This is a genomic window from Streptomyces sp. NPDC002680, assembly GCF_042889145.1.
Lineage (GTDB): Bacteria > Actinomycetota > Actinomycetes > Streptomycetales > Streptomycetaceae > Streptomyces > Streptomyces adonidis.
The window spans coordinates 85,451-109,957 of sequence record NZ_JBIAQP010000022.1 but is presented as its reverse complement, the minus strand read 5'-3'; the positions used below and the strand labels follow the sequence as shown (position 1 = coordinate 109,957).

At 69.1% G+C, this 24,507-nt stretch carries 27 protein-coding genes, 1 tRNA gene and 1 riboswitch; of the genes, 16 read left to right on the top strand and 12 right to left on the bottom strand.

Going from position 1 to position 24,507, the window contains the following annotated elements:
* Nucleotides 1-78 precede the first annotated feature (78 nt).
* The gene (locus tag ACFYXF_RS42800) at nucleotides 79-1,326 is read right to left on the bottom strand and encodes a PTS transporter subunit EIIC (RefSeq protein ID WP_389358061.1); all 1,248 of its coding nucleotides are present in this window, start codon (nucleotides 1,324-1,326) and stop codon (nucleotides 79-81) included.
* Between the two features lie 169 nt (nucleotides 1,327-1,495).
* Between ACFYXF_RS42800 and ACFYXF_RS42795 the strand changes: the two genes are divergently transcribed.
* The 4 genes from ACFYXF_RS42795 (at nucleotide 1,496) to rdgB (ending at nucleotide 3,878) form a co-directional block, all read left to right on the top strand.
* On the top strand, nucleotides 1,496-1,771 hold the full coding sequence (locus ACFYXF_RS42795; protein ID WP_389358059.1) for a glucose PTS transporter subunit EIIB: 276 nt from the start codon (nucleotides 1,496-1,498) through the stop codon (nucleotides 1,769-1,771).
* A gap of 135 nt (nucleotides 1,772-1,906) precedes the next feature.
* Nucleotides 1,907-2,644 carry a ribonuclease PH gene (gene rph / locus ACFYXF_RS42790; protein ID WP_389358057.1) on the top strand — a complete coding sequence of 246 codons (738 nt, stop codon included), beginning with the start codon at nucleotides 1,907-1,909 and terminating at the stop codon, nucleotides 2,642-2,644.
* 142 nt (nucleotides 2,645-2,786) lie between these two features.
* The gene (locus tag ACFYXF_RS42785; protein ID WP_389358055.1) at nucleotides 2,787-3,233 is read left to right on the top strand and encodes a hypothetical protein; all 447 of its coding nucleotides are present in this window, start codon (nucleotides 2,787-2,789) and stop codon (nucleotides 3,231-3,233) included.
* A gap of 42 nt (nucleotides 3,234-3,275) precedes the next feature.
* Nucleotides 3,276-3,878 (top strand): RdgB/HAM1 family non-canonical purine NTP pyrophosphatase, encoded by a 603-nt coding sequence (rdgB, locus tag ACFYXF_RS42780; protein ID WP_389358053.1) that lies wholly within the window; start codon nucleotides 3,276-3,278, stop codon nucleotides 3,876-3,878.
* Nucleotides 3,879-3,933: 55 nt separating this feature from the next.
* On the opposite strand, the gene ACFYXF_RS42775 is transcribed toward rdgB, so the two are convergent.
* From ACFYXF_RS42775 to bcp, 5 genes are all read right to left on the bottom strand, one after another.
* Nucleotides 3,934-4,009, bottom strand: a tRNA-Leu gene (locus ACFYXF_RS42775).
* 10 nt (nucleotides 4,010-4,019) lie between these two features.
* Complete coding sequence (locus ACFYXF_RS42770; protein ID WP_389358051.1) at nucleotides 4,020-4,877, bottom strand: HNH endonuclease; 858 nt, start codon at nucleotides 4,875-4,877, stop codon at nucleotides 4,020-4,022.
* Complete coding sequence (locus tag ACFYXF_RS42765; protein ID WP_389358049.1) at nucleotides 4,874-5,500, bottom strand: HNH endonuclease signature motif containing protein; 627 nt, start codon at nucleotides 5,498-5,500, stop codon at nucleotides 4,874-4,876. Before ACFYXF_RS42765 ends, ACFYXF_RS42770 begins: the two co-directional genes overlap by 4 nt.
* 166 nt (nucleotides 5,501-5,666) lie before the next feature.
* Nucleotides 5,667-7,844, bottom strand: coding sequence for an RICIN domain-containing protein (locus tag ACFYXF_RS42760; protein ID WP_389358047.1), 2,178 nt, complete (start codon nucleotides 7,842-7,844; stop codon nucleotides 5,667-5,669).
* A gap of 234 nt (nucleotides 7,845-8,078) precedes the next feature.
* Nucleotides 8,079-8,546 (bottom strand): thioredoxin-dependent thiol peroxidase, encoded by a 468-nt coding sequence (bcp, locus tag ACFYXF_RS42755; protein WP_389358045.1) that lies wholly within the window; start codon nucleotides 8,544-8,546, stop codon nucleotides 8,079-8,081.
* Between the two features lie 170 nt (nucleotides 8,547-8,716).
* Between bcp and ACFYXF_RS42750 the strand changes: the two genes are divergently transcribed.
* The 3 genes from ACFYXF_RS42750 (at nucleotide 8,717) to ACFYXF_RS42740 (ending at nucleotide 9,925) form a co-directional block, all read left to right on the top strand.
* Nucleotides 8,717-9,046: a DUF3618 domain-containing protein gene (locus ACFYXF_RS42750; protein WP_389358043.1), complete on the top strand. Its 330-nt coding sequence runs from the start codon at nucleotides 8,717-8,719 to the stop codon at nucleotides 9,044-9,046.
* Nucleotides 9,047-9,067: 21 nt separating this feature from the next.
* Nucleotides 9,068-9,424: a co-chaperone GroES gene (locus ACFYXF_RS42745; protein WP_369033459.1), complete on the top strand. Its 357-nt coding sequence runs from the start codon at nucleotides 9,068-9,070 to the stop codon at nucleotides 9,422-9,424.
* Between the two features lie 70 nt (nucleotides 9,425-9,494).
* Nucleotides 9,495-9,566: riboswitch (guanidine-III (ykkC-III) riboswitch) on the top strand.
* 38 nt (nucleotides 9,567-9,604) lie between these two features.
* On the top strand, nucleotides 9,605-9,925 hold the full coding sequence (locus tag ACFYXF_RS42740; RefSeq protein WP_389358041.1) for a DMT family transporter: 321 nt from the start codon (nucleotides 9,605-9,607) through the stop codon (nucleotides 9,923-9,925).
* Nucleotides 9,926-9,983: 58 nt separating this feature from the next.
* Here the strand turns inward: ACFYXF_RS42740 and ACFYXF_RS42735 are convergent, their stop codons facing one another.
* On the bottom strand, nucleotides 9,984-12,449 hold the full coding sequence (locus ACFYXF_RS42735) for a transglycosylase domain-containing protein (protein ID WP_389358039.1): 2,466 nt from the start codon (nucleotides 12,447-12,449) through the stop codon (nucleotides 9,984-9,986).
* A 211-nt stretch (nucleotides 12,450-12,660) separates the two neighbouring features.
* On the opposite strand from ACFYXF_RS42735, the gene ACFYXF_RS42730 reads away from it, so the two are divergent.
* From ACFYXF_RS42730 to ACFYXF_RS42715, 4 genes are read left to right on the top strand one after another with little or no spacing between them, the layout of a single operon-like run.
* Nucleotides 12,661-13,461 (top strand): ABC transporter permease, encoded by an 801-nt coding sequence (locus ACFYXF_RS42730; RefSeq protein WP_389358036.1) that lies wholly within the window; start codon nucleotides 12,661-12,663, stop codon nucleotides 13,459-13,461.
* Between the two features lie 31 nt (nucleotides 13,462-13,492).
* Nucleotides 13,493-14,362: an ABC transporter permease gene (locus ACFYXF_RS42725; RefSeq protein WP_389358284.1), complete on the top strand. Its 870-nt coding sequence runs from the start codon at nucleotides 13,493-13,495 to the stop codon at nucleotides 14,360-14,362.
* Between the two features lie 4 nt (nucleotides 14,363-14,366).
* Nucleotides 14,367-15,347: an ATP-binding cassette domain-containing protein gene (locus ACFYXF_RS42720; RefSeq protein WP_389358034.1), complete on the top strand. Its 981-nt coding sequence runs from the start codon at nucleotides 14,367-14,369 to the stop codon at nucleotides 15,345-15,347.
* Between the two features lie 33 nt (nucleotides 15,348-15,380).
* Nucleotides 15,381-16,115, top strand: a complete 735-nt coding sequence (locus tag ACFYXF_RS42715; protein ID WP_389358032.1) for a DUF1707 domain-containing protein — start codon at nucleotides 15,381-15,383, stop codon at nucleotides 16,113-16,115.
* A 440-nt stretch (nucleotides 16,116-16,555) separates the two neighbouring features.
* Here ACFYXF_RS42715 and ACFYXF_RS42710 read toward each other — a convergent pair whose 3' ends face one another.
* A complete protein-coding gene (locus tag ACFYXF_RS42710; RefSeq protein WP_389358030.1) occupies nucleotides 16,556-17,902 on the bottom strand; it encodes an SGNH/GDSL hydrolase family protein in 1,347 nt (448 codons plus the stop codon).
* A 288-nt stretch (nucleotides 17,903-18,190) separates the two neighbouring features.
* Between ACFYXF_RS42710 and ACFYXF_RS42705 the strand changes: the two genes are divergently transcribed.
* Together ACFYXF_RS42705 and ACFYXF_RS42700 are read left to right on the top strand one after the other, a co-directional pair.
* Nucleotides 18,191-19,453, top strand: a complete 1,263-nt coding sequence (locus ACFYXF_RS42705) for a DUF445 domain-containing protein (protein ID WP_389358028.1) — start codon at nucleotides 18,191-18,193, stop codon at nucleotides 19,451-19,453.
* Between the two features lie 77 nt (nucleotides 19,454-19,530).
* Nucleotides 19,531-20,022 carry a hypothetical protein gene (locus ACFYXF_RS42700; protein ID WP_389358026.1) on the top strand — a complete coding sequence of 164 codons (492 nt, stop codon included), beginning with the start codon at nucleotides 19,531-19,533 and terminating at the stop codon, nucleotides 20,020-20,022.
* Between the two features lie 89 nt (nucleotides 20,023-20,111).
* Here the strand turns inward: ACFYXF_RS42700 and ACFYXF_RS42695 are convergent, their stop codons facing one another.
* Nucleotides 20,112-20,561 carry a hypothetical protein gene (locus tag ACFYXF_RS42695; RefSeq protein ID WP_389358024.1) on the bottom strand — a complete coding sequence of 150 codons (450 nt, stop codon included), beginning with the start codon at nucleotides 20,559-20,561 and terminating at the stop codon, nucleotides 20,112-20,114.
* A gap of 95 nt (nucleotides 20,562-20,656) precedes the next feature.
* Here ACFYXF_RS42695 and ACFYXF_RS42690 point away from each other — a divergent pair, with 95 nt between their 5' ends.
* The gene (locus tag ACFYXF_RS42690) at nucleotides 20,657-21,607 is read left to right on the top strand and encodes a GlxA family transcriptional regulator (protein ID WP_389358022.1); all 951 of its coding nucleotides are present in this window, start codon (nucleotides 20,657-20,659) and stop codon (nucleotides 21,605-21,607) included.
* Between the two features lie 69 nt (nucleotides 21,608-21,676).
* On the opposite strand, the gene ACFYXF_RS42685 is transcribed toward ACFYXF_RS42690, so the two are convergent.
* Both ACFYXF_RS42685 and ACFYXF_RS42680 read right to left on the bottom strand, forming a co-directional pair.
* Nucleotides 21,677-21,985: a hypothetical protein gene (locus tag ACFYXF_RS42685; protein ID WP_389358020.1), complete on the bottom strand. Its 309-nt coding sequence runs from the start codon at nucleotides 21,983-21,985 to the stop codon at nucleotides 21,677-21,679.
* A 128-nt stretch (nucleotides 21,986-22,113) separates the two neighbouring features.
* Entirely contained in the window at nucleotides 22,114-22,536 is a 423-nt protein-coding gene (locus tag ACFYXF_RS42680) for a winged helix-turn-helix transcriptional regulator (RefSeq protein WP_389358018.1), read from the bottom strand.
* 120 nt (nucleotides 22,537-22,656) lie between these two features.
* On the opposite strand from ACFYXF_RS42680, the gene ACFYXF_RS42675 reads away from it, so the two are divergent.
* Nucleotides 22,657-23,022, top strand: a complete 366-nt coding sequence (locus ACFYXF_RS42675; protein WP_389358016.1) for a DoxX family protein — start codon at nucleotides 22,657-22,659, stop codon at nucleotides 23,020-23,022.
* Here the strand turns inward: ACFYXF_RS42675 and ACFYXF_RS42670 are convergent, their stop codons facing one another.
* Nucleotides 23,023-23,994, bottom strand: coding sequence for an NAD(P)-dependent alcohol dehydrogenase (locus ACFYXF_RS42670; protein WP_389358014.1), 972 nt, complete (start codon nucleotides 23,992-23,994; stop codon nucleotides 23,023-23,025).
* Nucleotides 23,995-24,056: 62 nt separating this feature from the next.
* On the opposite strand from ACFYXF_RS42670, the gene ACFYXF_RS42665 reads away from it, so the two are divergent.
* Nucleotides 24,057-24,470 carry a DUF6924 domain-containing protein gene (locus ACFYXF_RS42665; RefSeq protein ID WP_389358012.1) on the top strand — a complete coding sequence of 138 codons (414 nt, stop codon included), beginning with the start codon at nucleotides 24,057-24,059 and terminating at the stop codon, nucleotides 24,468-24,470.
* The last annotated feature ends 37 nt before the right edge of the window (nucleotides 24,471-24,507 follow it).

Sequence of the window (24,507 nt, the reverse complement as noted above, 5' to 3'; positions counted from 1 at the left end):
TGTTGTGCGTGTACGTGCACGAGGGCCCCGGAACCGTGTCGGTTCCGGGGCCCTCGTACATGTCGTGTCCCTGTGGGGCTATGCCTTGGTGAGGTCCTCGATCTCCTCCGCGGGCTCGCGGCCCGGGGTCGGGAGGTCGAACCTGGTGATCGCGAAGCGGAAGAGGAAGTAGTAGATCGCGCCGAAGACGAGACCGATCGGGATGATCAGCCAGGGCTTGGTGGCGAGGTTCCAGTTCAGGGCGTAGTCGATGAAGCCCGCGGAGAAGGTGAAGCCCGCGTGGACGCCGAGGGCCCAGGTGACCGCCATGGACAGGGCGGTCAGGACCGCGTGGATCACGTACAGCAGCGGGGCGATGAACATGAACGAGAACTCGATGGGCTCGGTCACACCCGTCACGAAGGACGTCAGCGCGAGCGAGATCATCATGCCCATCACGGCCTTGCGGCGCTCGGGGCGGGCGGAGTGCGCGATGGCGATCGCGGCGGCGGGCAGACCGAACATCATGATCGGGAAGAAGCCCGACATGAACTGACCGGCGGTCGGGTCGCCGGCGAAGAACCGGTTGAGGTCACCGTGGACGACGGCGCCGGTCGCGTCGGTGAAGTCGCCGATCTGGAACCAGGAGACGGTGTTCACGAACTGGTGCATGCCGACCGGGATCAGCGCGCGGTTGATCAGGCCGAACAGACCGGCGCCGAGGGAGCCGAGACCCGTGATCCACTCGCCGAAGTCGGAGATGCCCTCACCGATCGGCTCCCAGACGAGGCCGAAGAAGACGCCCATCGCGGTGCCGACGAAGGCCATGATGATCGGCACCAGACGGCGGCCGTTGAAGAAGCCGAGCCAGTCGACGAGCTTCTTGCGGTGGTAGCGCTGCCACAGTACGGCGGACAGCAGACCCATCACGATGCCGCCGAGGACACCCGGGTTGTTGTAGGTGGCGGCTATGTCGGCGCCCGCCTGGACCTTGGCCTCGCTGACCGGGAACGCCTTGAGGACGTTGCTGTAGACCAGGTAGCCGACGAGGGCGGCGAGTGCGGTGGAGCCGTCCGACTTCTTGGCGAAGCCGATCGCCACACCGATACAGAACAGCATCGGCAGGTTGTCGAAGATGGCGCCACCTGCGGTGGCGAACACCGCCGTCACCTTGTCCGGCAGGTTCAACTTGTCGTGCACGTCCTGCTGGCCGAGGCGGAGCAGGATGCCCGCCGCCGGAAGCACGGCGATCGGGAGCTGCAGACTGCGGCCGACCTTCTGCAGGCCCTGGAACAGGCCGGATCCCCTCTTCTTCGCGGGGACCGCCGCGGTGGTGGCGGTGCTCATACTTCCTCCAACGGGGAACATGGTCTACACCAGTCAGTGGTGTAGACCACGTTGTAGCACGGTTAAGGCCGCATAAGGAACCCTCGATTTCACAACAAGGGCTTACTGGTGTAGACCAGTCGACGAATGACGCGCGGAGGCGTGGATCGTTCGCGAAGATCGGTCAACTGTGGGTTACTGCGACAAAGCGGCTCGGACCAGGGAGAAGGACATGTCCACCAAGGCTGAGAAGATCGTTGCCGGACTCGGCGGCATCGACAACATCGAAGAGGTCGAGGGCTGTATCACCCGCCTCCGCTGCGAGGTCGCCGACCCCGCGCTGGTCGACGACGCGGCCCTGAAGGCCGCCGGCGCCCACGGCGTCGTCAAGATGGGCACCGCGATCCAGGTCGTCATCGGCACGGACGCCGACCCGATCGCGGCGGACATCGAGGACATGATGTAGTTCCCGGGCCCGCACCCCCGTCCCCCCGAACCTTCGAACTCCCGAACCCCCGTACCTGGTACGGATGTTCACCCCTGAGGGGCCCTTCCCGCTGACGGGAAGGGCCCCTCCGCCGTTGCGGATAGGCTCGTCGCCATGTCACGTATCGACGGCCGCACCCCCGAACAGCTTCGCCCCGTCACCATCGAACGCGGGTGGAGCAAGCACGCCGAGGGCTCTGTCCTCGTCTCCTTCGGCGACACGAAGGTCTTCTGCACCGCCTCCGTCACCGAGGGCGTCCCGCGCTGGCGCAAGGGCAGCGGCGAGGGCTGGGTCACCGCCGAGTACTCGATGCTCCCGCGCGCCACGAACACCCGCGGTGACCGCGAGTCGGTCCGCGGCAAGATCGGCGGCCGTACGCACGAGATCAGCCGTCTGATCGGCCGCTCCCTGCGCGCGGTGATCGACTACAAGGCGCTCGGCGAGAACACGATCGTCCTCGACTGCGACGTCCTCCAGGCCGACGGCGGCACGCGTACGGCGGCCATCACCGGCGCGTACGTCGCCCTGGCCGACGCCGTCGCCTGGGCACAGGGCAAGAAGCTGATCCGGGCCAACCGCCAGCCCCTCACCGGCACGGTGAGCGCGGTGTCGGTTGGCATCGTGGACGGAGTCCCCCTCCTCGACCTCTGCTACGAGGAGGACGTACGCGCGGAGACGGACATGAACGTCGTCTGCACCGGCGACGGCCGCTTCGTGGAGGTCCAGGGCACGGCGGAGGCGGAGCCCTTCGCCCGCGAGGAGTTGAACTCCCTCCTCGACCTCGCGGTCGCCGGCTGCTCGGACCTGGCGACACTCCAGCGCAAGGCACTGGACGAGGCCCTGGAAAGGTAAAGGGAACACCAAATAGGGTGGCGGCAGCGGGCAACCGCACACCTGATCCAGCGCGTCTCCAGAGGCACGCAGCGATACGCAGGAACGTGGGCGTACGGCATGCCGCCGTACGCCCGACAAGCCAACGGAGGGAACCCCAACGATGCCCGTGAGCCGCCGAATCCGAAACGCCCGAGGACTCGGACGAGGACTTGGACTTGGACGGGGGCGCCGTGCCACCGCCATTGCCGCCACGGTGGCAGCCGTGGCGCTGACCGCCGGGCTCACCACCGGATGCGACGCCGTCAACAAGGCCCTGGACTGCGTCCAGACCGCCGACGCCATCGCCACCAGCGTCTCCGACCTCCAGCAGGCGGTGGAGAACGCGGCGAACGACCCGACGCAGGCGTCCGAGGCGCTGGACTCGATCGACAAGAACCTCAGCGACATCGGCGACAAGACGGACAACGCCGACGTCAACAAGGCGGTCGACGACCTCAACAAGGCTGTGAACAACGTCCAGACGGCCATCAAGAACGGCGACGAGACCCCGGACATCAGCGGTGTGACGGACGCGGCGGGAGAGCTGACAAAGGTCTGCACGTCGTAAACGGAATGAGTGGCGAGGGTGGAGCCCGGGATACTGGACGCCATGACACGCCTGATCCTCGCCACCCGTAACGCCGGAAAGATCACCGAGCTGAGGCAGATCCTCGCCGACGCGGCCCTCCCCATGGACCTGGTCGGCGCGGAGGCCTACCCGGAGATCCCCGACGTCAAAGAAACGGGCATCACGTTCGCGGAGAACGCCCTGCTCAAGGCCCACGCCCTGGCCCAGGCAACAGGCCTCCCGGCGGTGGCCGACGACTCGGGCCTGTGCGTGGACGTCCTGAACGGCGCCCCGGGCATTTTCTCGGCCCGCTGGTCGGGACGGCATGGGGATGATCGAGCGAACCTGGAACTACTGCTCGCCCAGCTGTCGGACATCGCGGACGAACACAGGGGCGCCCACTTCGCGTGCGCGGCGGCCCTGGCCCTGCCGGACGGCACGGAACGGGTGGTCGAGGGCCGCCTGAGGGGCGTCCTCCGCCATACCCCGGAGGGCACGGGCGGCTTCGGCTACGACCCCATCCTCCAGCCGGAGGGCGACACCCGGACGTGCGCCCAGCTGACGGCCGCGGAGAAGAACGCGATCAGCCATCGGGGGCAGGCGTTTCGGGGGTTGGTGGCGGTGGTTCGGGAGTTGTTGGGCTGACTTCACGAGAAGGCCCCGCACCTATGAATCGAAGGTGCGGGGCTGAATTTCCCTGTGGGCCCGGTGGGACTCGAACCCACGACACACCGGACCTAAACCGGCGCCCTCTTGGCCAGCTGGGGTACGGGCCCGCAACGCCGCCTACTCTACTGTGCGTCGCGGTGAGGGCAGACGGTGAGATCGATTCGCGAAGGTTTTCGTCTGGCTATGGCAGGACGGGCACAGGTATCGCAGGTTCTCCTGCCGGTTGTCCAGCCGGTCTCCGTTGACGTGGTCGATCTCCAGCACGAGTCGTTTGCCCTGCCAGACGTCCCCAACACCGCAGGTTTCGCAGGTGTGGGGGACGTCCAGGTCATCGAGTGCTCGTCTCAGCTGCACGGTCTTGGTGCGGGAACAGCCCGGCTCCAGCCGCACCAGGATCTGGGCTGCGGACTTGCGGTTCTTACTCGGAACACCCTGACTGTGACCCTGGCCGACGAAGTGGCCGATCGACAGGTTGTGAGCTTCCAAGCTCCGTTTGACGCGTGAGCGTCCCGCCCCGTTGTCGACGATGCCGAGCAGCTTCAGGACACCCGCGATACTCCGAGAGGCAGCGACGGCGGGTGCGACCTGGTCGCGCCGCAGGATTCCCGGACCGTATCTGCGCCCGCTGTTGAAGTGGGAGGTGTCGATCCCGAATTGGTCGAGCTTCTTGCGAATGTGACCGTACGGGCTGTCGCGTGGATCAAAGCCCATGTACTCCAGCATCTCTCGGATGCTGGACGACTGGGCCGCCGCCTCCTGCAGAACCTCTTTCGAGTAGCTTCGCCGCTCTCGCCCGGGCATCGGCTCGTTGATGAAATGCGAGGTGTCTATCCCGTAGTGCTCAAGCCGCTTGAGTAGATAGCTGCGTGGTGCGCTGCCCATCGGAGCGTTCAGTCTGCGCATCAGGTCGGTCAGGCTTGTGGAAGCAGCTGCGGTACGGGCCAGCAGGTCGAGCGTGTACTTCGTAGTACTCATCCCTGAGCCCTCCGCTTGCGCCCCCGGTAAGTGTCCGTCACCGAATGGCAGTTGGGGCAGAGCAGCTGGAGGTTCTCCTGGCGGTTGTCCCACCAGTCACCGTTGATGTGGTCTACCTCAAGGCGGAGCGGCCGACCGTTCCGTTCCGGCCCGGTGCCGCACATCGTGCAGCGCTCCTCGACTCCAACTTGGAGCAGTGCGCGGCGCAGGCGGTCGCCAGGCACTCTTCCGTCCTTGGCGGAGCGGAGACAGAGAGGGCCCCCGAGTGAGCCTTTGGGGCGCTTTCGTTGTGCCGCTCCGAAGTGGCTCGTGTCGATTCCGAGTGTGGCGATACGGCGGCTGATGTGGGTCTGGTTACCGCCGACCTGATTGATCCCGAGGTGTCGTACGACGCCCTTGATGCTGGTCGATGCCGCTACGGCGGCCCGCAGCCGTTCTTCGGTATGTCGAATCCGGTTCGTCGTGAAATGCGAGATGTCGATATCTGCTTCCGCCATCTTCTGGTGCAGATAGCGCCTGCTGCCGGGCGTGGGGTTGCCCCCGCACCATCGGACAGCGTCATCGATGTGAGTCGTTCCGCGGGCGGCCTCTTCCAGCAACTCGCGGGTGTATCGAACTGCCACGTTCCCCCTCCGAAACCGGCCGCATGTTCGCGGCCTCGTACGGAGTAACGAACCGCTTATCGGACAGTCACGCCCGAAAATGCAGAGGGAGCCTCAAGGGCGGCGGAACACCTCGGTATGTCGGAACGGCCGCCCCTCGGACAAGGGGCGGCCGACAGGCGTTGGGCTACGGGTAGTTGGTCAGGTTGGCCACGTTGCTGGACGGGGTGGAGGAACCGCCCGTGCCGTTGGCGATGTGCCAGATGGTGCCGACGCCGCCCAGGGAGACCGTCACCATGCTCTGGAAGCGCACGCCCGAGCGGTTCGGGGCCTCGATGGCGCGCTCGGCGGCCACGCCCGGGTTGACGTTGAAGAAGCAGTAGCTGCCCAGGCCGTAGGCCTGGTGGCTGGTGACCGAGTCGGCGACCTTGTAGGCGGCGTAGCCCAGCGTGGAGCCGTTCATCCAGGCCGCCTGGTTCGGCGGGTCGTACGGCATCTCGTTCTGGTAGAAGAACGTCCGGCCGCCGTTGCCGTTCCAGATGGTCTGGTACTTCTGGTAGTGCTCGACGAACAGGCCGTACATCGTCACGTCGTCACCGTTGACGATCAGGCCGGTGTCCGCGGTGTTCGTGTTCCAGCCGACGCCGTCGCCGTGGTCGGCGCGCCAGATCCAGGTGTGGTCGCCGATGACGTTGTCGCTGTTGACGACGAGGCTCGTGGTCGCCCTGCCGACGGCGGCGCCGCCGACGCGGAAGTACACGTCGTGCAGGGAACTCGGGTCGGCCGCGTGGGAGGCGGCGGAGCCGGCCGGGCCGACCTCCAGCAGGGAGGGCGAGTTGGTGGTCCCGGCGTCGAAGAGCACACCCGCGATCTTCACGCCGTCGACGTCGGCCACCTTCATCGCGGTGATGCCGTTGTCCGGGATGAACGTGGCCAGGCCGAGACCCAGGACGACCGTGTCGGCGCGGTTCACCTGGAGCGTCTGGTTCAGGTGGTACACGCCCGGGGTGACCAGGAGGTTCTTGCCGGCTGCCAGTGCCGTGTTGATGTCGGAGGCGGTGGCGCCCGGTTTCACGACGTAGAAGGTGCTCAGGGACAGTGAGTTGCCGGTGGGGGAGCCGTTCGCCCAGCCGGTCGCCGTGGAGTTGGTGCGCACGGACGGCACGAACACCTGGTAGGCGCCGTTCTCGTCGACGTGGAGGAACGGCTTCTCCCGGCTGACCGGGCTCTGCGCGACCGTCGTGTAGGGCGGGTTGGGGAAGCTGGTGCCCGGCACGCCCTGGCTGCCGACGAAGACCTGGTTCCAGTTGGCGCCGGTCCAGCTGCCGAGCTGGGAGTTGCGGGTCAGCCACTGCTGCTGGCTGCCGGAGTCGACCTGCCCGTCGATCTTGCTGTCGGCGAGCAGCCCGCCGCTGGACCAGCCGCCGTCGTCCAGGGCGAGGTTGCCGCGCAGATGCATACGCCGGTACGGCGCCGCCTGCGAGACCGCCCAACGGTCGCTGCCGCCCGCCGGGTTGACCGAGAGGTTCTCGGCGCCGCGCCAGAAGTTCTGCGTCGCGTTGCCCTGGAACCAGTCGGCCTCCGCGTGCACCGCCCCGTTGACCGTCACCGCGTCCGGGGACAGACCGAGCCCCGCGACCTGGGTGTAGAAGCCGACGTTGACGTCCGCGTTGTAGGCGCCCGGCTTGAACAGTACGGCGTAGCGCTGGGAGCCGAACTGGTTCGTCTCCTGTTGCGAGAAGATGCCGTTCAGCCGGTTCTGGATCGTCGCCGACGACATCGACGGGTCGAATATCACCACGTTCGGGCCGAGGTCGGGGTTGGCCGTCGACTGGGCCACGGGCGTCACCTGGAAGCGCTGGGCCGCCGACCCGTTGCAGGTGTACTGCACGAACTGCACGCTGTCGGCGGTCGAGGCGGCCGGGTCGTCCAGGCACTTGCCGCTGTTGCGGTTGACGAAGTGGTAGGCGCCGCCGCCCTCGTGGACCGGCAGCCACTGCTGGTTGGTGCCGCCGCCCCACGCCCACAGCTGCATGGGCGCGTTGTCGGCCGTGGACACGCCGGTGACATCCACGACCTGGCTGGTGTTGTTGCGGTTGTTGATCCGGACGTAGCCGCCGCCGGTGTCGGTGAAACTCCACTGCTGGGCGGTGGAGTTGTTGCAGGAGTACTGCTGTACGGCGGTGCCGTTCGCCGTGGCGGCCGAGCGGGCGTCGAGACACCGGCCGCCGGCGGCGTTCATGACGGTGGCGAAGTCGCTGGGCAGCGCGGCTGCCGCCGGTGCGGGGGCGGCGGCGACCAGCGAGGCGGCGGCCACGGTGACCGCCGCCGCGAGGGAGACGACCGTGGACAGAGGTCTGGACATAGGTGGGGGAGAGCCTTCCGTGGGGGGACGGATGATGCGTTCGACTCGTGAGCGGCGCGTGTGGCGCGAGGTGCTTGGTCTGAACCTATGGCTGTGGACCATCTGTGTCAGCTGGTGAAGCAAGGGTTGGTGAAGGTGACTTGAAGGTGACTTGAGGGTGAGGGCAGACGCAAAAAGCCCGTGCCGGAACCAAACCGGCACGGGCTGCCCGTGAAGGGAAGGGGGAGCGGGACCTCAGATCCCCAGATCCTTGATGATCTTCGCCACGTGCCCCGTCGCCCGCACGTTGTACAGGGCCCGTTCCACCTTGCCCTCCTCGTCCACGATCACCGTGGAGCGGATGACTCCCACGTACGTCTTGCCGTAGTTCATCTTTTCGCCGAAGGCGCCGTACGCCTCCAGGACCGTCTTGTCCGTGTCGCCGAGGAGGGTGACCTTCAGGTCCTCCTTCTCGCGGAACTTGGCGAGCTTCTCCGGCTTGTCGGGGGAGATGCCGATGACGTCGTAGCCCGCGCCGGCCAGCAGGTCGAGGTTGTCCGTGAAGTCGCAGGCCTGCTTGGTGCAGCCGGGGGTCAGGGCGGCCGGGTAGAAGTAGACGATGACCTTGCGGCCCTTGTGGTCGGCCAGCGACACCTCGTTGCCGTCGGCGTCGGGCAGGGTGAAGGCGGGGGCCACATCCCCGGGCTGGAGTCGCTCGCTCATCCGTCTGCTCTCCTCGTACGTCCTGTGCTGTGCGTTCACATGCGTCCTCGAAGGGCGCGGGACCGAGCCTAACCGGGGGTGCTGACATGGCGGTCCGGGGTGGAGCTGACAGACTGTCCGGAGCAGGGCAGTAGTGCATCAACGCAGCAGCGGACTTCGGAGGGCGTACGGTGGCGGACACCTCGGACAGCAGAACCCCGGTGCAGATCGAGGCGGACATCAGGCGCCGTCGCGAGACGCTGGCCGAGACGCTCGACGAGATCGGGGTGCGGGTGCACCCGAAGACGATCGTCGGCGATGCCAAGGCCAAGGTCGTCTCGCACATCGATCACACCCTTGGGCGTGCGTACGTCGGCGTCAACCGCGTCGTCGGCGACGTCAAGGGGCGGTTCGTCGACGCGGACGGGGCGCCCCGGATCGAGCGGATCGTGCCCGTAGCCCTTGTGGTCGTGGGGCTTGTCGGGGTGCTCGGTCTCGGGACCCGGCGGCGCAAGGGCTGACTTGGCAGGTAGGTTCGGAGTGTGAGCGCCAAAAGCAATGAGCAGAGCACCCATCACGACAAGCTGCCCATCCGGATGCTGCACGACCGTGTGCTCGTGCGGCAGGACACCAGCGAGGGCGAGCGGCGTTCCGGCGGCGGCATCCTGATTCCCGCCACCGCGGCCGTCGGGCGCCGGCTGGCCTGGGCGGAGGTCGTCGCGGTCGGGCAGAACGTACGGACGGTGGAGCCGGGCGACCGCGTCCTGTACGACCCGGAGGATCTCGCGGAAGTCGAGGTGCGGGGCGTCGCCTATGTGCTGATGCGCGAGCGGGATCTGCACGCCGTCGCCGCCGACCGCTTCGAGGGCTCCGAGGACTCGACCGGCCTCTACCTGTAGATCAGCCTGTAGATCAGCGGTAGCGCCGTACGTATGTGGGGCTGGTGACCATCGTCACCAGCCCTTTTTACCTGTCGTTTGCTAGCTTGGAATGACCCCGACGAGACGCGCCGTACCGGGCCCGACGCAAAGACGACGCACCCCGTTCCGTACGCCGTACGTCTCTCGGAGGTGGCCGTCATGGCCTGGGTACTGCTTGTCGTCGCCGGTTTGCTGGAGATCGGCTGGTCGGTCGGTATGAAGTACACCGACGGGTTCACCCGTCCGCTTCCCAGCCTTCTCACCGGCGTCGGCATCGTCGCCAGCATGTATCTGCTCTCCTGCGCCGCCAGGTCGCTGCCCATCGGTACCGCCTATGGCGTCTGGGTCGGGATCGGGGCGGCCGGGGCGGCGGTCGTCGGCATGGTGGTGCTGGGGGAGCCGGCCACCGCCGCCCGGATCTTCTTCGTCTGTCTGCTGCTCGTCGCCGTCGTCGGGCTCAAGGCGACCTCCGGTCACTGACCAGAGGCCGCCTTCGGTCCCGTCAGCCCCGCCGGTCCCGTCGATCCCGTCGATCCCGTCAGTCTCTTCTCGACGTGGTCAGCGCCCCCGTCGTCAGCCCCGCCGTCGTCCCTCCCGTGTTCCCGCCCGTGTCCGACGTGCCGCCGGTGTCGGTGGTCCCGCCGTCGGTCGTCGTGCCCCCGGTGTCCGTCGTACCGCCATCCGTCGTCGTGCCGCCCGTGTCCGTCGTACCCCCGGTCGTGGTGGTCCCGCCGGTGTCCGTCGTCCCGCCGGTCGTCGTCGTGCCGCCCGTGGTGGTGGTCCCGTCCGTCGTCGTGCCGCCGGTCGTCGGGGTGGCCCCGGTGGTCGCGCCGGTCGTCGCGCCCGGGGTCTCCCGGCCGCCGTCGGTGGTGCCGCCGTTGTCCTGGCCGGCGTCCGTGCCGGGGTCGGGCCGGGTGTCGGCGGGCGGGGCCTGCTGTTCCTCGGCGCCCTCCTGGAGCTGGAGGTCGAACTCCTTCGCCTTCTTGCCCTTCAGGGCGGCCTTGGTGAACTGGGCCCAGATCTCGGCGGGGGCGCCGCCGCCGTTGATGCGGTCGAGGCCCATCGCGCCGTAGAGGGACTTGTGCTTGCCGGTTACCGGGTCCTGGCCCATCACTGACACGACCGTCGCCAGGTCGGGGGTGTAGCCCGCGAACCAGGCGGCCGTGTCCTCCTCGGCCGTGCCGGTCTTGCCCGCCGCCGGGCGGCCGGCCTCCAGCGCGGCCGTCGCCGTACCGCTCTCCACCACGCTCTGCAGGATCGAGGTGGTCGTGTCGGCGGCCTCCCGCGACACCACCTGCTTCGTCTTCTGCTTCGGGAGGGTGACCGAACCGGCCTCGCCGTCCTTGGTGATCTTCTCGATGATCGTGTACGTGCCGTGCTTGCCGTGGTTCGCGAGCGTGGCGTACGCCTCCGCCATGTCGAGGACGCTGGCCGTCGACGTACCGAGCGCGATGGACGGGTACGGGTTCAGCTCGGGCGTGTCGGAGGGGAGGCCCAGGTCGATCGCCGTCTGCTTGACCTTCGCGGGGCCCACGTCCACCGCCAGCTGCGCGTACACCGAGTTGACGGACTTGTCCGTCGCCGTACGGACCGTGATGTTGCCGTACGAGACCTGGTCCTCGTTCTCGGGGGCGTACTCGTCGCCGCTCCAGCCCTGGACCGGGCGCTCGTTGGTGCCGTCGTAGTACGTGTTCGGGGTGATCGTCTGGCCGTCCTGCGTGACCGAGCCGTTCTCGACGGCGGAGGTGAACACGAACGGCTTGAAGGTGGAGCCGTCCTGGTAGTCACGGCGGGTCGCGTTGTTGACGTACTGCTTGGTGTAGTCGATGCCGCCGTACATCGCGAGGACCTTGCCGGTCGCCGGGTCGATGGCGACACCGCCCGCGCGGACGTAGTTGTCGACCTTGTTGTTCTTCTTGTCGAGCTTCTTCATCACCTGGTCGTTGACCGCCTTCACGAAGGCGTCCTGCTTGGGCTTCTGCAGGGTGGTCGTGATGCGGTAGCCGCCGGCCTGGAGCTCGTCCTCGGTGAGGATCTTGTTGTCGAAGAGGTAGTCGTCGACCGCCTTGACCAGATAGCCGCGCTGGCCGGACATGCCGGTCGAGACGATCGACTGCTTCGGCTCGGGGAAGGTGGTGGCCTTCCGCTCGGCCTCCGTCAGCCAGCCCTTCTTGACCATGCCGTCGAGGACGTAGTTCCAGCGCGCGAGCGCGGCCGGCCGGTTCTCGGGGTGGGCGATCACGTCGTACTCGCTCGGCGCGTTCAGCAGCGCGGCGAGGTAGGCGCCCTGGCCGGCCGTCAGGTCGATGGCGTCGATGCCGTAGTAGGCCTGGGCGGCGGCCTGGAGGCCGTACGAGTTGCGGCCGGCGTAGCTGGTGTTGAGGTAGCCCTCCAGGATCTCGTCCTTGGACTTCACCTGGTCCAGCTTGATCGAGATGAAGAACTCCTTCACCTTTCGGGTGACGGTCTGCTCCTGCGCGAGGTAGTAGTTCTTCACGTACTGCTGGGTGATCGTCGACCCGGACTGCTTGCCCTTGCCGGTCACCGTGTTCCAGGCGGCGCGCAGCATCGCCTTCGGGTCGACCGCCGACTCGGTGTAGAAGTCGCGGTCCTCGGCGGCCAGTACGGCGTGCTGGGCGTCCTTGGAGATCTGCGACAGCGGCACGTTCTCCCGGTTGACCTCGCCGTCGCGGGCGAGCTGGCTGCCGTCGGCGTAGAGGTAGACGTTGCTCTGCTTGGTGGCCGCCGCGTTCGCCGCCGGGATCTGCACCGCGTAGTAGCCGAACGCGAACAGGCCGACGACCAGCAGGATCCCCAGCACGAACGTGCCGAGCACGAACCGCCAGGTCGGGACCAGCCGACGCCAGCCGGTGCGCCGGGGCCGCTTGGGCTTCTTGACCTTCTCGGCCTTCCCGGCGTTCTCGGGCGTCCCGTCGTCCGCGACTTCGGGTTCTGTCGGTGTCCAGCCCTGCGTCGGCTGCTGCGGCTCTGGCTGGTCGCTCATGTCGTGCACGGACTCCTGTTTCGCGTCGTACGTTCCCGTACGACCTCTCACGCGTTCAAACGTCTCTTACGCCCCCTCTTGAAGACTGTCGCACCGCTCGATCAGTTCCCTGACCTCGGCACGCGTCTGCCCGAAAACGTGTGGCGGGCGGGTCGGGGCGCGGACTAGGCTCGTGCGTTTCGGTCCGAGTACGGGGGAGAGGGCTGGTGTCGTGGGTTCTGGGCGGTTGTACGCGGCCGTCGCGGCGGGGGGTTTCCGACGGTATGCCACCTATCGTGCGGCCACGCTCGCGGGGGTGTTCACCAACACCGTCTTCGGCGTGATCCTGGCCTATACCTACATCGCCCTGTGGGACGAGCGGCCGCACCTCGGCGGGTACGACCAGTCCCAGGCCCTGACCTTCGTGTGGCTGGGCCAGGCGCTGCTGATGACGATGTGCGTGATGGGTACGGGCTTCGAGGAGGAGCTGATCGAGCGTATCCGTACGGGTGACATCGCGATCGACCTCTACCGGCCCGCCGACCTCCAGCTGTGGTGGCTGGCCCAGGACATGGGACGGGCCCTGTTCCACCTCCTCGGCCGGGGTGTGGTCCCGGTCGCGTTCGGCGCGTGGGCCTTCGAGCTGACGTTCCCGTCGTCCGCGCTGACCTGGCTGGAGTTCCTGGTCGCGGTCTGCCTCGGCATGCTGGTCAGCTACTCGTTCCGGTTCCTGCTGGCGCTGGCCGCGTTCTGGCTCCTCGACGGCGCGGGCATCATCCAGATGGCATGGCTCGCGGGTGTCTTCTGCTCGGGCATGGTGCTTCCGCTGAACGTCATCCCGGGGCTGCTGGGCGAGGTGATCCGGGCCCTGCCGTGGGCGGCGCTGATCCAGGCGCCCGCCGACATCCTGCTGGGGGAGGCGGACGCGGTGAGCACGTACGCCTTCCAGGCGGGGTGGGCGGTGGCGCTGCTGGCGGCGGGACGGGTACTGCAGGCGGTGGCTACTCGGCGGGTGGTGGTTCAGGGTGGGTGACGGGGGTGTCGCCGGCGCGGTGAGGACCGGTGTGCGGGGCGACCGGTGGGCCGACGGCGACTGGGACGACGGGCCGCTGAGCCGTACCGCCCGGGTGCGCGACAGTGTCCGGGCGTACCGGATGATCGCCGCGATGTGGATCCGGTCCACGATGGCCTACCGGGCCTCCTTCGCGATGACCACGTTCGGCAACTTCGCGGCGACCGGCCTCGACTTCCTGACGATCGTGCTGATGTTCTCCCAGGTCGACAGTCTCGGCGGCTACTCGCTGCCCGAGATCGCGTTCCTGTACGGGCTGTCGTCGATCGCGTTCGGGATCGCCGACCTCGTCGTCGGGTCGATGGACCGGCTCGGGCGCCGGGTCCGCGACGGCACCCTGGACACGCTGCTCGTCCGGCCGGCGCCGTTGCTCGCGCAGGTCGCCGCGGACCGGTTCGCGCTGCGCCGCCTGGGCCGGATCACCCAGGGGCTGATGGTTTTCGGCTATGCCCTGCTCACCCTCGACGACGTCCACTGGACGACGCTCAAGGTGCTGCTTGTGCCGGTGATGATGATCAGCGGCGGGGCGATCTTCTGCGCGGTGTTCGTCGGGGGCGCGGCCTTCCAGTTCGTGGCGCGGGACGCCTCCGAGGTGCAGAACGCGTTCACGTACGGCGGCGCCACCCTGTTGCAGTACCCGCCGGGCCTCTTCGCGCAGGACCTGGTGCGCGGGGTGACGTTCGTCCTCCCGCTGGCCTTCGTCAACTGGCTGCCCGCGCTGTACGTGCTGGGCCGCCCCTACCCGCTCGATCTGCCGGAGTGGGTGGCGTTCCTGCCTCCGCTGGTGGCGGCGGGCTGCTGCGCGCTCGCGGGGCTGGCCTGGCGGGCGGGAGTTCGTTCGTACCGGAGCACGGGGAGCTAGGGCAGTGGAGTCCTTCGAGTCTTTCATCGAGCTGGCCGACGTCGAGAAGGTGTTCGACGTGCGCAAGAGGACCGGGTTCCTGCGGAGTGAACGGCGGGAGGTGCGGGCGGTCGACTCGATCTCGTTCCGGGTGGCGAGAGGGGAGATGGTCGGCTACATCGGCCCGAACGGCGCCGGAAAGTCCACGACCATCAAGATGCTGACGGGCATCCTCACCCCCAGCGCCGGCCGGCTGCGCGTGGCGGGCATCGACCCGTCCCGGGAACGCACCCGCCTCGCACGACGGATCGGTGTGGTGTTCGGACAGCGGACAACACTCTGGTGGGACCTCCCACTGATCGACTCGTACCGCCTGATGCACCGCATGTACAGGATTCCCGATGAGCGTTACAGGGAGAACCTCGCCCGCTGCGTCGAACTCCTCGAACTGGAAGACCTGTTGGACGTCCCCGTCCGCCAACTGTCCCTGGGACAACGGATGCGGGGCGACATCGCGGCGGCGCTGCTGCACGACCCCGAGGTGCTGTACCTCGACGAGCCGACGATCGGCCTGGACGTGATCTCGAAGGCGAGGGTCCGTGAATTCCTCCGCGACCTGAACACCGAACGAGGCACGACGGTCCTGCTGACGACGCACGACCTCCAGGACATCGAGCAGCTGTGCTCGCGGGTCATGGTCATCGACCACGGGCGGCTGATGTACGACGGCCCGCTGACCGGCCTGCACGAGGTGGGCGACAGCGAGCGGACCCTCGTCGTGGACCTGGAGCGCGAACTGCCGCCGATCGAGGTGCCGTCGGCGCGGGTCGTACGGGTGGAGGGCCCGCGCCAGTGGCTGGCGTTCCCGGCGTCGGAGTCGGCGGCTCCGCTGGTCGCGCGGATCGCGGCGGAGTATCCGCTGGTGGACCTGTCGGTACGGGAGCCGGACATCGAGGCGGTGATCGCGAAGATGTACGCCGACCGGGCGTCGGGCACTTTGGCATAGTGCCGGGGGCGGGACACCTCGTAGGCTGCTTGCATGACGGACGACCTTCCGGAGCTGCGCGCCTCCGACGCCGATCGTGAACGAGTCGCCGAGGTACTGAGGGACGCCCTCGCGGAGGGGCGGCTGGACATGGCGGAGTTCGAGGAGCGTCTCGATGCCACCTACCAGGCGCGTACGTACGGCGAGTTGACGCCGATCACGCGTGACCTGCCCGGCGGCCCCGCGGTGAGCATGGTCAAGCGGCCGGTGGGGGACGGGAGTTGGCCGGACCGGATCGTCGGGGGCGAGGGTTCTTCGCGGTGGGGTGTGGCGATCATGGGCGGGTTCCAGCGCAGGGGGCGCTGGACGATGCCCCGGCGGTTCAACACGTTCGTGTTCTGGGGCGGTGGGGAGATCGATCTGCGGGACGCGAACTTCGCGGACCGTGAGGTGGTCGTCAACTGCGCGGTGATCATGGGCGGCATGGGGGTGATCGTGCCGCCGGGCGTCGAGGTGGTGGTGCGGGGCGTCGGCATCATGGGGGGCTTCGACCACGGCCAGGAAGGTGTCCTGGGCGACCCCGGCGGCCCGCGCGTGATCATCCAGGGGTTCGCCTTCTGGGGCGGCGTGGGAGTGACCCGAAAGCTCCCGAAGGCGGAACGCCAACGCCTGAGGGAGGAACGCCGCCAGGAGAAACTGGAACGCCGGGAGGGCCGGGGCGAACTGGGTGACTCCGGCTCAGGGTCCCACCACGGCACGCACAACCTGCACAGGCGTGACGAGGACTGAGCCGGGAGCTGCTTGGGCAGGGGTGGGTCGCGCAACCCGGCGCTGAACGGGGTGCCGCTGCGCCCACCCGTGCCGCCCTTAGCGGCACGCATGCCCGCAGCTGGGCGGGTTTGACGGGCGCCGCCAAACGGCACGTATCCCCGCAGCTAGGCGGGTCGAGCGGGAGCCGCCGCGCGAGCTGGCGGCGCGGCCCGCCGCTGCGAACTCCGGCCGGCTGGGGCGCCCCTAGGGGCGCGGGGAACTGCGCGCCCAGCCCCCACCGGCCCGCACCCGGGCGGATCGGGACGGCCGGGCTTTTAGGGGCGCGGGGAACTGCGCGAGCAACCCCCACCGGCCCGCACCCGGACGACTAGGGAGGGACGGGCATTTAGGGGCGCGAGGAACTGCGCGACCAGCACCCACGCACCGCACCCGCACCCGAACCCGCCCCGCACCCTCCCTCACAGCTTCGCCGGTGCCGCCCCCTTCAAGTCCTCCAGGTCGAACACCTCGCCCATCCGCGCATAACCCCGGTCGCTCGGATGCAAGTGGTCCCCGGAGTCGTACTCCGGGCGGAAGCGGCGCGGGTCGTACGGGTCGCGGAGGGCCTTGTCGAAGTCGGCGTACTCGTCGAACACCCGCCCCGAGCGGATCTCCGCGTTCACGGACTGGCGCAGGGACTCCGTGGTCGCCGAGTAGCCGTGGAAGCCGCCGAACGGCATCAGCGTCGCGCCCACCACCTTCAGGCCCCGCCCATGCGCCTCGGCCACCAGTTCGCGCAGCCCCGCCACGATCGAGGACGCGCTCAGGGTCCTCGGGTCGCGGGCGCGCAGGATGTCGTTGACGCCCAGGTCGATGACGACGACCTTGACGTTCGTACGGCCGAGGACGTCCCGCCCGAACCGGTTCAGCCCGCTGGCGTTCGGCGCGGGCGTGCCGACACCCCCGTGCCGCAGGACCCGGTTCCCGCCGATGCCCTGGTTGACGACGCTGTAGCGGGGCACGTCCGCGCCCGACTCCGCCGCCGCGTGGAGGCGGTCGGCCAGGACGTCCGGCCACCGGCTGTTCGTGCCCACGCTGGACGTGCTGCCCGCGGTGAGCGAGTCGCCGAGGACGACGACCGTCCCGTTGGCCTGGTTGCTGAGGACGTCCACCGCGGTGACGTACCGCCAGGCCTCGATCTGTTCCGTGTACGCCGTGCTCGTCGGGTCCTCCGTGCGATCGCCCACCGCCGCGTACGAGATCTGCCGGGCGCGCGGGTGATAGGTGACCGGGCCGGACGGGACCGCCGAGTACGTCGTCACCAGGAGGTCCGTGTCGCGCGGGACGCTCACCCGTACAGCGTCCGAGACGATCTGCCGTCCGGCCGGGATCGTCACCGAGGGACTGCCACCGAAGGTCAGCCGGCGCATCGTCGCGGCGTCGGCCGCCGCGCTGTTCTCGGCGGCGGCGACGGCTATCGAGGCGTGCGCGATCGTCAGTGGTTGCTTGCCGTACAGGTTGGAGAGCGTGACGCGGGCACTCGTACCGCCCGCCGCCGTGTGCACGACGTTGCGCAGGGAGCGGCCGGCCAGGCCCTTCGCCTGGGTGCCCGGTTCGCCGTCGACCGGGGACGCGGCCCAGGTGCCGACCCAGGCGCCGGTGGACGCGGGGGCGACGGCGTTGCCCGAGTCGCCGCGGGCGCGGCTGACGGCCTTCGTGTGCCGGCTGCCGTCGTCGAGGGTCGCCCCGACGTAGATGGCGGCGGAAACGGCCACGACGAGCGTGACCATCGCGGCGAGCAGGCCATAACCGTGGCGCCTGGTCATGGGATGCGTGACTCCTCGTACGGCGGGGAGCGTGGGGCTCCGGTGGGCTGAGCCCATGATGCGGGATGGGCCTGTGCGAGCCCGCCCAATCCTGCGGTCGGACTCCTTCCGGATATACGCGGGGAACTCCTGTTCCGTTCCGGGAGTAGGTCAAGAAGGGACAATGTGTGAGGGATCACTGGGAAGGATCACTGAACGGTGGAGCGAGTGGAACGGACCAGAACTGAAACCGGGGACGGTGTGGACGGTAGGGGCGGTACGGGCGGCCGTACCGTCCCGGGGCGTGCCATGACCTCCTTCGGTTCCGCCGACGAGGAGCGCATGCGCGGCGTGCGCCGCATGAAGCTCACGGCGGTCGGGCTGCTGCTCCTCGTCGCCGTCGTGTACGTCCTCGCCAAGTGGGCCGGCGACCAGGGCGCCGGTGCCTGGACGGGCTATGTCGCCGCGGCGGCCGAGGCCGGCATGGTCGGCGCGCTGGCCGACTGGTTCGCGGTCACCGCCCTCTTCCGCCGCCCCCTAGGCCTGCCCATCCCGCACACCGCGATCATCCCCACCAAGAAGGACCAACTCGGCGTATCGCTCGGGGAGTTCGTCGGCGAGAACTTCCTCTCCCAGGATGTCGTACGGCAGCGGCTGCGGGCCGTAGGCATCGGCAGCCGCCTGGGCGCCTGGCTCGCCGAGCCGGAACACGCGGACCGCGTCACCGCCGAACTCTCGGCCGCCCTGCGGGGCGCGCTCACGGTCCTCCGCGACTCCGACGTCCAGGCGGTCGTCGGCGAGGCCATCACCCGGCGGGCCGACGCCCAGGAGATCGCGCCCGGCATAGGGAAGATGCTGGAGAAGGTCGTAGCGGACGGCGGCCACCGGAGAGTGGTCGACCTGATCTGCGTACGTGCCCACGACTGGCTCGTCCTGCACGAGGAGGAGGTCATGGGCGCCGTACAGGGCGGCGCGCCCGGCTGGACGCCCAAGTTCGTCGACAAGAAGGTCGGCGAGCGCGTCTACAAGGAGCTGCTCCGCTTCGTCACCGAGATGCGCGACGCGCCCGCGCACCCGGCGCGCGGCGCCCTCGACCGCTTCCTCAACGACTTCGCCTCCGACCTCCAGTCCGACACGGACACCCGCGCGCGCGTCGAGCGCCTGAAGACCGAGGTCCTCGGGCGCGGCGAGGTCCAGGACCTGATCGCGTCCGCCTGGACGGCCGTACGCTCGATGATCGTCTCGGCGGCCGAGGACGAGCGCAGCGAGCTGCGGCTGCGCGTACGGGCGTCGCTGCTGTCGCTGGGGTCCCGGATGTCGGTCGACTCCGGGCTGCAGAACAAGGTGGACGGCTGGGTCGAGGGCGCGGCGGTGTACGTCGTGACGACCTACCAGGGCGAGATCACCTCCTTGATCACGGACACGGTCGCGGGCTGGGACGCCGAGCACACGACGAAGAAGATCGAGGCGCACATCGGCCGCGACCTGCAGTTCATCCGGATCAACGGCACGGTGGTCGGCTCACTGGCCGGCCTGCTCATCTACACGCTCTCGCGGGCGGTAGGCGTGTGAGCGGGGGACAACTAGGTACGTGCACCTGAGTATCCGTACTCTGTCGGACCGCTCCCGAGCAGGGAACCCTCGTACGTATGACCGAGATGACTGGTACTGGCACTACCGGGAAGCTGCTCCGGCCGCTGGGGGCGCGTCCCTGGGCCGAGCGCTGGCTGACGCGCGCACTCGGCGTCGTCGTCGCGTCGGCGGCGTACGTCCTCTGCGTCCCCTGGGACCTGCGCAACCGCGTCGAGAGCGCGGGCTCGACCCAGGAGACGACCCCGGTGACGGGCGTCGGGGTGGTCGCCCTGGGCGTCGTACTCCTGCTCCTGGCCGCCTACTTCGGCTACCGCGACAGCCGAGGCTGGCCCCTGCTGTTGGTGGCGGTCCCCCCGGCGGCCCTCATGTACATCTCCCTGCGCACCCACCCCGGCCCACCCGACGGCTTCGCCAACGCCTGGCCCCTGACCTGGGCCTTCTTCACCCTGGTGATCGCGGCGGGCGTGCTGGTGGCAGCGGGAGTGGGCCGGGCGTTCAGGGTGGAGGAGGAGTCGATGGAGGGTCTGGTGTCGGCGGCCCGACAGTGAGTTCTCGACGGGGCCTGAGGTGATCCCCCAGGGGCGCGGGGAACTGCGCGACAAGCCACGACGAACCCGCAGGCGACGTACTACCGGCCCTACGCCCCTGTAGTGGACCCCGGGCGCACGATCATCAACACCGTCACCGTCGCCCACAGCAGGTTGAAGATGCCGGTGAACATACCGAGTCGAACGGTCACAGCCCGATCCGCCCCACCCTCGACAAGCGACTCCTGCCGAGGCAGCACCAGCACGACCAACACGATCGCCGCAGCCACCGTCAACACCATGGACACGATCAACCACGTATCCCCCATCACCCCCATACTGCTCGCCGTAGCGATCCCGAACACAGGCACGGCGATGCCGACCCCCGCGTACACCCGGCAGATCCGATGCAACAGCCGTACGGTCTCCAGCGCCCGCGGATCATCGGGCGCCGCGAGCGCCTTCCGCGCGCTGGGCGGAAACATGCTGGCCGCGACGGTGACGGGACCGACAGCGACGATCGCGGCAAGGACATGGACGGCGAGGAGAAACTTGGTCACGGGGTGACGCTAGGCGCGGGGGAGGGGCGCGCAGAAGTGGCGGTTGTGCCAGGGGTCAACGGATTCTCGCCAGAGCCGGCCTCTACGCTCTCCCCATGCACACCGTCGCCGTACTGGCCCTCGAAGGGGTCATCCCGTTCGACCTCTCCGCACCGATCGACGCCTTCGGCTGGGCGCGACTCCCGGACGGCCGGGAGGCGTACCGCGTACGGGTCTGTTCAGTCGCCGACGAGGTGAGCGCGGGGGCATTCACGGTCCGGGCCCCGTACGGGCTCGACGCGCTCGCGGACGCCGACACGATCATCCTGCCGGGCACCGCCGACCCGACCCTGCCGCTGCCGCCGGGCGTCGCGGAGGCGCTGTGCACGGCGGCGGCGAACGGGACACGGATCGCCTCGATCTGCGTCGGCGCGTTCCTCTTCGCGGCGACGGGCCTGCTGGACGGGCTGCGCGCGACCACACACTGGATCGCCGCAGCGGATCTCGCGGCCATGTACCCGAAGGTGACCGTCGACCCGAACGTCCTGTACGTCGACAACGGACAGTTCCTCACCTCGGCGGGCGCGGCGGCGGCCATGGACATGTGCCTGCACATGATCCGCAACGACCACGGCTCGGCGGTCGCCGCACAGGCGGCCCGGATGTGCGTGATGCCCCTCGAACGGGAGGGCGGCCAGGCCCAGTTCATCGTCCAGGCCCAGCCGCCGGCCCCGGCGGGCGCGACGATGGAACCGGTGCTGCGCTGGCTGGAGGAGCAGGCGGACCGGGACGACCTGACACTGGCCGACATCGCGGCCCAGGCCGGCATGAGCACCCGTACCCTGAACCGCCGCTTCCGCGAACAGACCGGCACGACACCCTTGCAGTGGCTGCACCGGGCACGCGTACGGCGGGCCCAGCACCTCCTGGAGACGACGACCCACCCGGTCGAACGCATCGCCACCCAAACGGGTTTCGGCTCCCCGACGGCCTTCCGAGACCGCTTCAAGAGGGTGGTGGGAACAAGCCCGCAGGCGTACAGAAGGACGTTCCAGGCAGCCCCGTAGGGGCTTGCCTTTAGGGGCGCGGGGAACTGCGCGACCAGCCACAACGGCGCCGCACCAGACCAACAACCCCTACCGCCGGTCAGCGACAACCCAGGACGCAAGCGCGACAGCCCCCGCAACCCCGAACACGGCCGGCCAAGCACCCACCTTCTTCGCCAAGGGGTGCGACCCCGCAAACGCACCGACGTACGCGACGGTCAACGCCCCCGCCGCAGCCACCCCCGCCTGCTCCCGCCACCGCTGAGCCGCGACGGTCCCGGCGACGGCCAGCACAGCCCCACCCAGCTGCCGGTTCCTGCTCCAGCGAGCGACACCGTACCCGCCGACAAGCCCGCCGGCGGCCACAAGCGCCGTAGGAACCTTCGTCGTCTTCGCCATGGTGGCCTGCCTCCCGCGCGGTCGGTCATGTCGTACGGGGCGAGGCTAACCGGTGATCCTGGGTGCCTCGTCCGGCGGGGTGGCGGCGGCCCGGCGGGCGCCCGGCTCGGCCTCGTGCCCGGCTCCGGTCACCTGGCTGATCCGGTGACGGGGCCGGTGGGCCGGCCGGGCTCGGGATGGCCGTCCTCGCGTCCGTCGGCCGCCGCCGCCTCTATCTCCGCGATGTGCTCGGTCGCCCAGCCGGCGAGGGCGAGCGCCGGTGGGATGAGGCTCTGGCCGGTGGGGGTCAGCGCGTACTCGACGCGAGGCGGGACCTCCGCGTACGTCGTCCGGGACACCAGGCCGTCGCGTTCCAGGTTCCGGAGGGTCAGCGTCAGCATCCGCTGCGAGATCCCGGGGATCTGGCGGTGCAGATCGGTGAAGCGCAGACGGCCCTGATCGAGGGTCGCCACGATCAGCAGCGTCCACTTGTTGCGGATCCGGTCGAGCACGGCGCGGAGCGTGCGCCCGCCGTCGCCGCGGATCAGACACGTGTGCCGGTGCTGCGACATGACGACAACTCCCTGTGCGTAGGGCACACATGTGTGCCTTTTGTAAGCCCTTCGACGCTCACCCATGATGAGGCAACCGAGGCGGCCCGCGCCCGGCAACCACCGTGCAAGGGAGCCACTTTGACCGTCGCCTACTGGGTCGTCGCCGCGCTGCTCGCGGTGTTCTACCTCTACGCCGGAGGCAAGAAGGTCCTGCAGAGCCAGGAGCGACTCCGGCCCATGATGGGGTGGGTCGACCGCGTCCCGATGCCGCTCGTCAGGGTCATCGGAACCCTGGAGGTTCTCGGCGCGGCCGGCCTGGTCCTGCCGCCGCTGACCGGGATCGCGCCCTGGCTCGCGGTCGCCGCGGCCATCGGCCTCGTCCTGATCCAGGTCGGCGGCATCGCGGTCCACGTCTCCCGTGGCGAGGCCCGGCTGATCGGCCTCAACATCGCCCTCCTGGTCGCCGCCGCCGGGGCTGCGGGCCTTGGCACCACGTGGCTCTGATCAGTCCGGCGGTACGACGGTGACGACCACGTTCCCGATCTTCTGGCCGGTCTCGACGTACCGGTACGCGTCGGCGATCCGCTCCAGCGGGTATCGCCGGTCGATGACGGGCCTGAACTCCCCGGCCGCCATCAGCTCCCGGAGGAACCGCACCATCTCCTGACCCTCCACGGGGAAGGGGAACACCACCTTCCGCCCCCGGAACAGCGGTGTGACGAGCGGCAGCAGCAGGTTCTGGCCCCAGGGGCCCAACTCCGAGGACGAATACACCCCGCCGGGCTTCAACAGCCGCCTGCACCGGCCGAACGTGCTCTTGCCGACGGCGTCGAGCACCGCGTCGTAGCGCTGCTCGTCCCGGGTGAAGTCCTGGGCGGTGCGGTCGACGACCCGGTCCGCGCCGAGCCCCCTCACCAGCTCCAGATGCGCCGTGTCGCACACCGCGGTCACGACGACCCCGCGCTGCTTCAGCAACTGCACCGCCGCCGAGCCGATACCGCCGGTCGCCCCGTACACGAGCACATCGCCCCCGGCCCCGACGCCCGCCTTCCTGACGAACGCCAGCGCGTAGTGCGCGCCCTCGGTACCGGGAGCGGCCTCCTCGAAACTCATGCCGGCGGGGATGGTCGCCACGGACCCGTCGTGCGGCACCGCCAGATACTCGGCGTGGGCGCCGAACGCGCCCTCGTTGTACCCGAACACGCGGTCCCCGACGGCGAAGGACTCGACGCCGCCCCCGACCTCCTCCACCACCCCCGCGTACTCCGTGCCGAGCACGGTGACCCGCGGCCGGGTGAGCCCCGTGAGCGCGCGCATGAAGAAGGGCCGGGCGGCGCGATAGGCGCAGTCGGTCCGGTTGACGGTCGTGGCGTGCACCCTCACGAGAAGGTCCTGCTCACCGACCGACGGCTTGTCCGTCTCGACGATCCGGACCACGTCCGGGGGACCGTACCGACTGCGTACCGCTGCCTTCATGGGCGCACTGTAGCGACGGGGTGCTGTGTTCCACCCCTCCGCGACGCCAGTACTCTGCGCGGATGACCGATCAACTGCCTTGTACTCCAGGCACGTTGGTGCTGCGCACCGACTTCTCCAGCGACGCCGCGTGGGAGGCACTGGGGCGGGCCCTCGCCACACCGAGCGAGGACGGCTTCCTGCCGTACGTCGAACTCGTCACCGACCACCGGTTCGCCGGACTGACGACGGAGGAGGCGCTCGCCGCGCTCCCGGCCGCCTACGAGCACCCCATCCTCGTCCTGGCGGACGCACCGGCCCTGGCCTCGCGGGAGTTCCCCCTTCTCGTCGTGGATCTGCGGCAGGAGTACGGGCGTTGCCTCCGGGTCGTGGCGAGCGAGCTGTGGGGCATCGAGAACAACCTGTCGATCGCGAACATGGACTTCTGGGAGTTCGCGGCGGCCGTGGATGCGGACGGAGTACACCGGGGCTTCTGACCACCTGACCACCCGACCCGCCGGCCCGGTGCTCGGT